Source organism: Armatimonas sp. (assembly GCF_031410135.1).
Classification (GTDB): domain Bacteria; phylum Armatimonadota; class Armatimonadia; order Armatimonadales; family Armatimonadaceae; genus Armatimonas.
In genome coordinates, this window is the sequence record NZ_JANNYP010000145.1 from 1 (window position 1) to 10,736 (window position 10,736).

At 59.8% G+C, this 10,736-nt stretch carries 11 protein-coding genes; 6 read left to right on the forward strand and 5 right to left on the reverse strand.

Going from position 1 to position 10,736, the window contains the following annotated elements:
• The coding region (locus RMO15_RS05190) for an alkaline phosphatase family protein (RefSeq protein ID WP_309708753.1) at window positions 1-1,323 on the forward strand (1,323 nt) is incomplete at its 5' end.
• Window positions 1,324-1,492: 169 nt separating this feature from the next.
• On the opposite strand, the gene RMO15_RS05195 is transcribed toward RMO15_RS05190, so the two are convergent.
• A complete protein-coding gene (locus tag RMO15_RS05195) occupies window positions 1,493-2,515 on the reverse strand; it encodes a GNAT family N-acetyltransferase (RefSeq protein WP_309708756.1) in 1,023 nt (340 codons plus the stop codon).
• 177 nt (window positions 2,516-2,692) lie between these two features.
• Here RMO15_RS05195 and RMO15_RS05200 point away from each other — a divergent pair, with 177 nt between their 5' ends.
• The 5 genes from RMO15_RS05200 (at window position 2,693) to RMO15_RS05220 (ending at window position 6,875) form a co-directional block, all read left to right on the forward strand.
• Complete coding sequence (locus RMO15_RS05200) at window positions 2,693-3,496, forward strand: spondin domain-containing protein (RefSeq protein WP_309708760.1); 804 nt, start codon at window positions 2,693-2,695, stop codon at window positions 3,494-3,496.
• 57 nt (window positions 3,497-3,553) lie between these two features.
• The gene (locus RMO15_RS05205; RefSeq protein ID WP_309708763.1) at window positions 3,554-4,141 is read left to right on the forward strand and encodes a sigma-70 family RNA polymerase sigma factor; all 588 of its coding nucleotides are present in this window, start codon (window positions 3,554-3,556) and stop codon (window positions 4,139-4,141) included.
• Window positions 4,142-4,402: a zf-HC2 domain-containing protein gene (locus RMO15_RS05210; protein ID WP_309708766.1), complete on the forward strand. Its 261-nt coding sequence runs from the start codon at window positions 4,142-4,144 to the stop codon at window positions 4,400-4,402.
• A 384-nt stretch (window positions 4,403-4,786) separates the two neighbouring features.
• A complete protein-coding gene (locus RMO15_RS05215) occupies window positions 4,787-5,914 on the forward strand; it encodes a Gfo/Idh/MocA family oxidoreductase (RefSeq protein ID WP_309708769.1) in 1,128 nt (375 codons plus the stop codon).
• Entirely contained in the window at window positions 5,907-6,875 is a 969-nt protein-coding gene (locus RMO15_RS05220; protein WP_309708770.1) for a GNAT family N-acetyltransferase, read from the forward strand. The genes RMO15_RS05215 and RMO15_RS05220 overlap by 8 nt, the downstream gene beginning before the upstream one ends.
• Here the strand turns inward: RMO15_RS05220 and pheT are convergent.
• The 4 genes from pheT to rpmI all read right to left on the reverse strand — a co-directional run.
• Window positions 6,872-8,887, reverse strand: coding sequence for a phenylalanine--tRNA ligase subunit beta (gene pheT, locus RMO15_RS05225; protein WP_309708775.1), 2,016 nt, complete (start codon window positions 8,885-8,887; stop codon window positions 6,872-6,874). The two genes, RMO15_RS05220 and pheT, sit on opposite strands and share 4 nt — an antisense overlap.
• Window position 8,888: 1 nt before the next feature.
• Window positions 8,889-9,905 (reverse strand): phenylalanine--tRNA ligase subunit alpha, encoded by a 1,017-nt coding sequence (gene pheS, locus RMO15_RS05230; RefSeq protein WP_309708777.1) that lies wholly within the window; start codon window positions 9,903-9,905, stop codon window positions 8,889-8,891.
• 100 nt (window positions 9,906-10,005) lie between these two features.
• Complete coding sequence (gene rplT / locus RMO15_RS05235; protein WP_309708780.1) at window positions 10,006-10,359, reverse strand: 50S ribosomal protein L20; 354 nt, start codon at window positions 10,357-10,359, stop codon at window positions 10,006-10,008.
• A 128-nt stretch (window positions 10,360-10,487) separates the two neighbouring features.
• Window positions 10,488-10,736: 50S ribosomal protein L35 (gene rpmI, locus RMO15_RS05240; RefSeq protein ID WP_309708782.1), on the reverse strand; the 249-nt coding region annotated here is incomplete at its 5' end.

Genomic DNA, 10,736 nt, shown 5'->3' on the forward strand with positions numbered 1-10,736 from the left:
GGAGTCGGTACCGGCCCGAATCCGAGCGAGAAACCCGATCCCGAGTACGCCCGTGGCTTTCCCTACATTGCCAGCCTGCTCACCGGGATCGTCTCCACGGTCGAGACACCCGATGCTAAGCAGCTCGCCGAGGACACGCGCAAGTGCCTCGCCAACGTCCCCAAGGTGAGCCCACCCAAGCCCGGCAGTAGCACGATTCCCAGCAAGCTCGGCGAAAAATCCCCCATCGAGCACGTGCTCTATATCATCAAAGAGAACCGAACCTACGACCAGGTGCTCGGGGATTTAGAAAAAGGCAACGGCGACAAGAAGCTCTGTCTTTTTGGCGAGGACGTGACCCCCAATCATCACGCTCTGGCGCGTGAGTTTGTGACCCTGGACAACCTCTACTGCTCCGGTGAGGTGAGCGTCGACGGCCACCACTGGAGCAACGCGGGCATTGTTCCCGATGTCATGCAGCGCACCTGGCCCGCGCAGTACGGCGGAAAAGGCGCACCTCCGCTCAAGGGCGGTGATTTCGGTGACCCTCTCGCCAAGACCCCCTCGGGCAAGATCTGGGATGCCTGCCAGCGCGCCGGGGTGAGCTTTCGCACCTACTACTACCACACCGACAAGAACCAGAGCGAGGAGTGGGCCACAGCCCGTGGCAAGAGCGAGCGTGACTACAAAGCCGCCGATATCTTTATCCGTGAGCTGGCCGAGTTCGAGAAAAACAACAACCTCCCGAAGTTCATGGTCATGGCCCTCTCGGAAGACCACACACGCGGCGCAACCGCCGGAGCCTTCACCCCCAAGGCCGCCGTTGCCTCCAACGACCAGGGAATCGGCAAGATCGTCGAGGCCTGTAGCAAGAGTAAGTACTGGAGCAAGCTGGCGATCTTCATTATCGAAGACGATGCCCAGAACGGCCCGGATCACGTCGATGCCCACCGCACGGTTGGTCTCGCCATCTCCCCCTACACCCGCACGGGACGCGTGGACTCCACTTTTTACACCACCTGCTCGTTCCTGCGCTCAATGGAATTGATTCTAAACATCCCCCCACTCTCGGTCTTCGATGCCAACGCCACCCCGCTCTGGGCCAGCTTTGGCACCAAGGCCAACCTTGCCGCCTACACCAACCGCCCGCCCAAGATCGACCTGAATGCGAAAAACCCCGGGGGCACCAGCGCCGCAAAAGAGTCAGCCGAGATGGACCTAGACGAGCCCGATCAGCTCGATGAGGCCGAGGAGCAGACGCTCAACAAAGTGATCTGGGAGAGCGTCAAGGGCAAGAGTGTTCCCTATCCCGGCCCTACGCGCCGGTTTCTGGGGGGGCACTAGGGGCCGTCTCGCCCGCTTCGCGGCCATCTCCCCGGCTCGTCCCTCACCTCCCCTCTTCCCGTATTCGCTCCTTCGTCGCCGGAAGAGGGGCTGGCAAACCCTCTTCCCAGCGAGGCACGAGCGTCAGGGGAAGAGGGTCGGCGAAGCCGGGGAGATGGCTAAAAGAGACCTACCCCAAGTACCCCTTCACCGTCTCCGTGGGCACCTGCCAGACCAGCTCCGCCAGATACGGCTTGAAGCCTAGCTCGGTATTGATCTTGAGCATGGCATCGTTGCTGTCAGCATTCTCGGTGCGGACAATCGTCACATTGGGGCGCTCGGCGACAAGTTTCTTGAGCAGCTCCGCCTTGAGCCAGCGGCCCAGGCGCTTGCCCCGGTACTGCGGCCAGACAGCGGTGATTCCCTGGTGGGCGAATGTCGGCTTGTGGGGGTTCCACATTAGCTCCGTAAAGCCTGCTATCTTACCGGTCTCGTTGTCGCGGACATACAGGCTCCAGCGCTCGACACCGCGCTTGGCGCGAGACTCTTCCTGCTGACGGAGCTGTTCCAGCGTTAGCTTGAAATCGTCTACTTGAAGCTCGCCACGCGGCACGGTATTGAAGATATCAAAGAGCTGGAGGATCTCCTCAATGCTCTCCTCCGGGTACGGCCCTTCCCAGAGTCCCGGCGTAAAGCCGTCGGCAAGATCGCTTGTCCAGGTGTCTAGAAGCCCCCCCGGAATCTCGGCGAGCTTGAGCTGGTTCACGTGCGACTCCAGCCCCACGGTAGCCCCCACCCGTTCCAGAAACGCTGCCCCCGACGGCACCGTGCTGGCAGTATCCGTCATGAGCAGCGTTCGGTTCTCGGCCTCTGCCACTGCCACGATCTCTTTCAGGAGTAGCTTTCCCAGCCCTTGGCGGCGCGTTTCGGGAAGGAGCTTGATGGAGAACTGCGCCAGGTGCTGGTTCTCATCGGCGCGCATCACGCCTAGATCGGCGGTTCCCAGCGTCTTACCCTCCTGCTCCACAAACCAGACCCAGACATCCACAAACGTCGGGATGCTCTGAAGCTGGGCCTGAGTATCTTCCCACTTGGGCGCAGGATCGTCGGGAGTGCGCTCCGCAGCAAGTGCTACACGGAGCTCGTGTGATGCCTTGGCGTCGTCGTCAGAGATGTTTCGGATATCAATAGGTCGGATGGTGATTTGGCTCATCAGGGTTTCCTCGTGCAAAAGATACCCCAACCTACCATCTGGTTACCGAGCAAGATCACTAATTTTTTCGACCATTGAACTTTTCATCCCACTTGCGAGTTTTTCCTGTGAATAGCAAAAACGGCTTTTCTCTTTAAGTTTATAGAAACCCAACTCGTTTCACGTGAGGACCATATCATGTTTTCAACCAGAGTCACTAGAACAGCAATCAGCTTAGGAATCTTAGCTCTTTCAGGCTCGTTATCACCCGCAATAGCGGGTACAACAGCCGTGACTGTCACCATCAGAAATCTAGCACCCACTAATAGTGTTAGTTTCGCACCACTTCGTCTTGGTTTTGGAAATGGAACCTTTGATGCTTTCAATATAGGTCAAGTAGCTGGTCCCGAAATTGTCTCTGTCGCAGAGGGTGGAAGTGGCTCGGCATGGCTTCCTGCTTTTGCCGCCGCAGAGCCAGGTGCAGTTATCGGTTCCGTAGGAGGAGCGCTATTTCCGGGAATGACAACATCCAGCACTTTTATTGTGGATAGCATGTCAGTAAATAATCGCTTCTTCACGTTTGCAAATATGGTGATCCCAAGCAACGACCTGTTTCTTGGCAACGACAATCCCATGGCATTCCAGCTCTTCGATGCCAGTGGAAACCTGCTCATCACCCAGATAGACCAGACCGCTGCACAAATATGGGATGCAAACTCTGAGGTTGCGATTCCTCTGAATGGAGCCTTTATCGTCGGGTCGAACAACAGCGCCCGGGTTGCGGAGGGTGGTCTCGTCGCCTTTGACCGCAGTGAGCTCACTGCCTTTAACGGACTGACAACAGGAGCGGGCTACACCTTTAGCGATACTGCCTTGACCAATAGCACGCCCATCTACCGAATTTCGTTCAGTGCCTCTCCCGCACCAGAGCCTGGCTCGCTGCTCTTTCTTGCGGCGGGGGCGGGAATCTTGGCCCTCAAGCGCCGCCGTCGTGCCCTGTAGTTTTGCGGTTTTTCTGAGGGGATTGAACTTCTTGATTCCCTCAGGTGTTGATACGCTGTGAGAACTCTTCTGGCACGCTTGCCCTGGCGGCGAAATACACCGTTGCTCTCGCCCGAGGTGTTTGCGCTTCGCTGCCAGGAGCAGGCAACGGATCTGCTCCGGCTGGCCCGTCGCCTCACGCGGGGCAATGAAGACCCGGCACAGGATCTGGTGCAAGACACGCTGATTCGCGCTTTTGAGGCATTTCTGCGCGAGGAGTACCACGATCAGGGGAATCTACGGGCCTACTTAATGCGCATTCTCACCAATCGCTTTCTGAGCCAGAAGCGGCGCGACCGCTGGGACGCTGGTGTAGACATCGAGACAGTGCCCCCACCTCTGTCGGAGTCAGCCGAGACCTTGCTGGTTTCCCAAGCACTGGATGAGCCGTTAGAGCGTGCCCTCGCCGCGCTTCCTGATGGCCTGCGGGCCACGATTTTACTGGTAGATATTGAAGGGCTGGAGTATAGTGAAGCGGCTCTGGCTTTGGGAATCCCGCTGGGAACTGTGCGCTCGCGGCTGTTTCGCGCCCGCCAGATTCTCCACCAGGCACTGCTCCCCTGTGCCACAGCCCAGGGGTGGCTTCCCGTGAAAGAGGTAGTATAAGTGAGCCCTTGCTGGCACATGAAGGCGCTGCTCACCGCGCGCGCCGATCAGAGACTCTCGGGTCTCATAAAACGCTACGTCGAGCTGCACCTCTCGCAGTGTGCCCAGTGCCGCGCCGCGCTGGAGTCTCTTATCGCGCTTCGTGAGCGTCTGATTGCCCTTCGCAGCGCTCCCGCAGAAACTCTCTCTCCAGACCGACAGGAGCGCGTCCAAGCCGCCTTCACCGAGCTACTAAAGCGTCATAAAAAACCACCGGAGTGATAGGGAAATTTCTCTTGCCAACCTAAAATCTCCTTATGCCCTATACGCCACAAACCGAAGTATTAATCGCAACCCTTCTCTTACTTCTCATGGTTGTCCTGAGTATAAGGCTCTGGATGCAAGGTAAGCGCTGGCTCTTGTACACAGTGGGAACCTATTTTTCGGCCTATGTGATTCTGTCATCACTGGGCAACTACAAATCATTTCGCAATTTTATGCCGGAAGATTACTGGCTTCCACACGGCTATCAGAGCAACTCAGGCGCGCTTTTATACGAAACCTTTTTCCGTGGCCCTTTCTTGTTGGATCAGCACTGGGTTCATCCTAAAATCCCACTCTATTCCACATGGGGTCTACTGCCCAGCTCTCAGGTAAACTGAGCGCATGCTGAAAATTGGAATTGCGGGGCAGCGTGGGCTGGCGTTCCTGAAGGCGTTTCGTGCCCTGCCGGGGGTCGAAGTGGCGGCGCTGTGCGACACAAGCCCGGACACTCTAGAGCGCAATGCGAGTGCGCACGAGATTCCGGGGCGCTTCACGGAGTTTGCGGCGATGCTGGACTCGGTAGATGCCGTTGTGGTCTCGACGCCGATGCAGTGCCACGCGGAGCAAAGTATCGAGGCTTTGGCGGCTGGCAAGCACGTGCTCTCCGAGGTGAGTGCCTGCGTGACGATGGACGAGTGCTGGCGGCTATTGAGCGCAGCGGAGAAGAGCAGCGCGGTCTATGCGATGGCGGAGAACTACTGCTACGGCAAAGACGTCGTGCTGATAAAAGAGCTGGTGCGTCAGGGTCTTTTTGGGGTGCCCTACTTTGCTGAAGGCGAGTACCTCCACGAAGTCAGAAACTACCACCACACACTCGACGGCTCCCCGACCTGGCGCTCGGTCTACCAAGTGGGGCGGCGTGGGTGCACCTACGGGACGCACTCGCTTGGCCCGGTGATGCAGTGGTTTGCCGCCGCCGACCCGAGCGACCGCATTGCGACAATTAGCTGCCACGGCACAGGCGTTCACACCGATCCGGGGCACCCGCACGACGACACCTGCTTAATGCTGGTGCAGCTTGCGAGTGGCAAGCTGATCAAGATCCGCCTGGACATGCTCTCCAATCGCCCCCACTTGCCTGCCTACTACGCCCTCCAAGGGACGCTTGGTGTCTACGAAGCCACCCGTTTCCCCGGTCAGGCCGCGCAGATCTGGCTAGGTAAGAGCGAGGACGGGGCCAACCGAAAATGGCAGCCCCTCAGCGAGCTCTACGAGACGCACCTCCCTGCCGACTGGCGCAACCCGCCCCCGGAGGCGCTTGCTGCAGGCCACGGCGGCGGGGACTACTTTGTCGCTCGTGACTTTATCCGCGCCTGCCGGGGAGAAGCGTCGCCCAACTGTGGTATCCACGACGCGCTTGCCTGGACTGCCTGCGATATTCTCTCCGAAGCATCCATCACCAACGGCGGCACGCCGCTCCGTGTCCCCAACTTCCGCGATCCGAAAGAGAAACCTCTGAGCTATGCCTGAGCTATCCCACCTACGCATGTGCCGCCCGCGCCTCGACAACCTGCCTGAGCTGACGCCGCCAGAGGGCTTTGCGTTGCGCTCTGTCACGGCAAACGAGCTTCCCGAGCTGGCTTGCCTGCTCTCTGCTGCTTTCCCAGAGCTGATATGGACTCCGAAAAAGACCCATGAGTCACTCTTTGCCGACCTGACGGTTAAAGAAACGCTGGTTCTCGTTGAGGAAGCAACGGGCATTTTCGCCGCCACGGCATCGGCGCGGCTCTTGCCGGAGCGCTTTCCCAATGCGGGCTACTTACACTGGGTCGGGGCGCACAAAAATTTCCAGGGCAAAGGCCTCGGGCGGCTGGTGACTCTCGCCGTGCTCCATAAATTTCGGGAGCTAGGCTGCACGAGCGCTGTCTTGGAAACCCAGGACTTTCGCCTGCCCGCGCTCCAGAGCTACCTCAAGCTGGGCTTTGAACCGGAGCACTACGACGATACCCACACCGCGCGTTGGGAGGCGATCTTAAACCCACCACTGGGTAAGCAACCTGTCACACAAGTCGCATTTGTAGTGAAAGATATGGAAGTCGCGCGGCAGGCATGGGCTAAGGCGCTCGGGGTTCCCGTGCCCGACACGCGCCTGACCATTCCCGGTCACGAGCGGGATCTCACCTATCTCGGGCAACCGACCGGCGCACAAGCCAAGCTCGCGTTCTTTAATCTCGGGCAGGTACAGATCGAGCTGATCGAGCCCGTGGCAGGCAGTGGCCCCAGTGTCTGGGACAACGCGCCGGAGGGAGTGCACCACCTGGCGTTTCGTACGAAGAACATGGCTGCCACCCGCGATGCACTCGCTGCGGTGGGAGTGCCGCTGGTGTTTCGCGGCGACGGAGCCAACGGTAGCCAGATGGCCTACTTTGATGCCCGCGACTCTCTGGGCCTCTACTTTGAGTTCGCGGAGGCCCTGAAAACGCCGCTCTAGAGCCGCTCGGCCCCGAGAGCCGTGAGGGCCGCTCGGATACCTGCCAGCGTCGCTTCAATCTCCTCACCCGTGAGCGTCCGGTCGGGAGCACGGAGCGTGAAGCGAAGCGTCAGCGAGCGCTTGCCCTCCCCTAGCTTGCTGGCATCCTCAAAGACATCCGCGAGGCGTAGGGATTCCAGAAGCGGCCCCGCGCTCGCACGGGCAGCTTGCTCGATCTTATCGTAGGAAATATCTTTGGAGAAGACGGGCGCAATGTCACGGGTCGCTGAAGCAAACTCGGGCAGCGCGGAGAACCCGACTTTGGTTTCTTGGGCAAGAGCCGCCAGCGCTTCGCCATCCAAACCAAAGACACACGTCCGCTTGGGAAGGTCGTTGGCCTCGATCACCGCCGTCGAGAACTCCCCGATCATCCCGATATTCTGACCGTTGACCAAGACGCTCGCCGTTCGGTACGGATGGGTAAACGGCGACGTGTCCGCGATATACTCCGCCGCTATCCCCAAGCCCGCAAGTAGACTCTCAACAATGCCCTTGGCATAGTAGAAATCCGCCGGGTAGCTCTCACCCTTGATCGCCCAGAGGTTGGCGTTTGCCGAACCAGAGACTAGCCCAGAGACACGTAGCGGCTCAGCACCGGGCTTATAAATATTTCCTACCTCGAAGATCGCAATGTCGCGGATGCCCTCACGAACCGCACGCTGGGCGATCCCGATGTGATTGGGCACCAGCGAGGTGCGGAGCTGACTGTACTCGGGGGCCATCGGGTTGCGCAGAAGTAGTGCGCCGGGGCCACCATCGGCGACCAGCGAGTGCGTGATGACCTCTTGCAAGCCCTGCTGTACGAGCGCGTTTTTCAGTCGCAGGATAAACGCGGCTCGGGGCGAGTCCTGTCCGCGCTGGCCGATCTGCCAGGCGATCTTCTCGGGGATATTGGCGTAGCCCAGCGCGATCCGCCCGACTTCCTCCGCGATATCGTCCTCTATAGTCAGATCGGGTCGCCATGCGGGAATCAAACAGTCCAGCGCCCCTGCGGACTGCTCGACTTCCAGACCAAGCCGAGTCAGCGCCGCAATCGCCGCATCACGATCCACGTCCACGCCCAGCAGCACACGAACGCGATCTAGCCGTGCCAGGAACCGTCGCTTGGGAGTCGGCTGCGCCACGGCCTCGCTCACACCCACGATCTCGCCGCCACAGTGCTCGACAATCAGCTGCGCCGCGCGGTCGCCCGCAATCGCGACTAAGTTCGGATCGACGTAGCGCTCGAACCGATAGCTCGCCTCGCTCCGCACGACTTTCTTGGCGGTGCGTCGGACGCAGAACGGGTCAAAGTGCGCGGTCTCCAGCAGCACATTGGTCGTCCCCTCCGTGATCTCGGTGTCTTTTCCGCCCATGATCCCCGCAATGGAGATCGCCCTCTGATTGTCGCAGATGCAGAGCGTCCCCTCGGGCAGCTCGTGCTCCGTGCCATCCAGCGTCACCAGCTTCTCGCCGACCCGGCTTTGCCGCACGACAATCTCGCTATTGGGGATCGTGTCGAGATCAAAGGCATGGAGCGGCTGGCCCAGCTCCAGCATGACGTAGTTGGTAATGTCCGCGACATTGTTGATCATCCGGTAGCGGTCGCCCAGCGCGGCGGTCAGGCGATCCTGAATCCACTGCGGGGTCGGGCCGATCTTGACGTTCTTAATCACGGTCGCGCGGAATCGGTGGCAGTTCGCGGTGTCATCAATGCGGATGGAGACGCCCCCCCCTGCCCCCGCCGAGCGGGGGGGATGTTGCGGTTGGAGCTTCTTTTCAGGAAATATGGCGGCGAGCTCTCTTGCCGTGCCGTAGACACTGGCCCAGTCACCGCGGTTCGGGGTGATCTTGGTGTACCAGACCTTCCCGTGTGGCGTCTCCAGCGTCTCCTCGACCTCCAGTCCCGCCATGGTCAGCGCATCGGCGACGGCCTCTTGCTCGCCCTCAGAAACGGCGATGTAGTCGTTTAACCAACTTAGTGGAATTCTCATCTTAGAACTGCCCCAAAAATCGTAGGTCGTTGTCCAGAAACAGCCGCAGGTCTTTGACGCCGTAGCGGATCATGGGCATGCGATCCAGCCCCAGCCCAAACGCCCAGCCGGTGTACTTTTCCGTGTCGTAGCCTGCGCGTTTTAAGATATTGGGGTGGATCAGCCCCGCACCGCCCAGCTCAAGCCAGCGGTTGTTCCACCACACGGCCACTTCCACACCCGGCTCGACAAAGGGGAAGAAGTCGGGGCGGAATCGGACGATGGCATCCGGGCCGAAGAGGCCATGTGCGATCTCGGCCAAGACGCCTTTTAGATCCGCGAGGGAGATTCCCTCGGCGACCGAGAAGCCGTCGATCTGGTGGAAGGTGTGTGAGTGGGTCTCGTCCATCGCGTCGCGGCGGAAGCAGCGGCCCATCGTGGCCATACGGAACGGCACCGCAGGCAGGTTGCTGAAGTTGCGGCCTTGGAGCGAGCCGGTGGTGTGAGTGCGCAACAGCCACGCGCCAGGCTGTCCCGACGGCGCGCCGCCCTCGACATAGAACGTGTCTTGCTCGTCCATTGCCGGATGATCCTGCGGGTAGTTGAGCCAGTCGAAGTTAAAGAGATAGTCCTCGACATCGGGGCCGTCCACAAAGGTGAAGCCCAGCCCGAGAAAGACCTGCTTGACATCGGCGAATGTGCGCGTGAGCGGGTGCAAGCGCCCCGGTGTGCGCCCCCGCCCTGGCAGGGTCACGTCAATCGCCTCGGCCTGCTCACGAACGGCAAGCTCCGCGGCAGCGAGCGCGGCTTTTCGCTCAGCTAGCGCCGCCTCAACCCGCGTCTTGGCCTCGTTGAGTGCCTGCCCAAAGAGCGGTTTCTGGTCATTTGGCAGGCTCCCCAGCTGGCGCATCATCCCCGTGAGTTTGCCGTTCTTGCGGCCCAGATAGGCGATATCGGCCTCTTCCAGTGCTGCGGTGCTCTCTGACGCAGTAATCACAGCGAGCGCTTCTGCTTCGATTTGTTTTAGTTCGTCTGTCATCGTACTCTCTTGTCGCTAGGAGATCGCTTAATTGTAGTGCTGGTGTAAAAAAAGCCCGTGGCGGATGCCACGGGCTTTTCTTTTTGTTCCACAGGCGGGATTAGCCCGCGACGCCCACCTGCTTGAGGAGGGCGGTAAAGGCACCCGGATCGTTGATCGCCATATCCGAGAGAACCTTGCGGTCCAGGACGATACCCGACTGACTTAGGGCGTAGATGAACGTCGAGTATCGCGTGCCACCGTTGCGGCAGGCAGCGCCGATACGGGCGATCCACAGGCGACGGAAGTCACGCTTCTTGACACGACGGTCACGGTAGGCGTAGTTTCCGGCCTTGGCGACGGCCTCATTGGCTGTCTGGAATACATTTTTGCGAGAGCCGAAATAGCCCTTCGCTTGCTTGATGATCTTATTGTGGCGCTTTTTGACCATTACGCCACGCTTGACTCTAGGCATCTCTTCTTTACTTCCTTATCGGGCGCGGCTCGTCCAGCCGCTGTTTCTTCCCGGTTTCCAGCCCGGCGCTGTTTGAGTAGCGTCTCTCCGGGCGGCGAGGGTCTGCGATTACTTCATTCGCTCTTAAGCTAGAAGTTGGCTCCGTAGGGCAGCTGTCGTCCCAGGGCCTTGGCTTTGCCCGGATCGAGGACGGACTCGGCGTACAGGCGGCGAAGGCACTGAGGGCTCTTCTTCACCATCGAGTGGTGCCGCTTGCTGTGCCGGTGCATCAGCTTTCCGGTGCCGGTACCATGAAATCGCTTTACCGCGCTCTTGTGGCTCTTCATCTTCGGCATGATAGTTCTTTCTCCACGGCGCAGAAAACTGCGCCAAGGGAA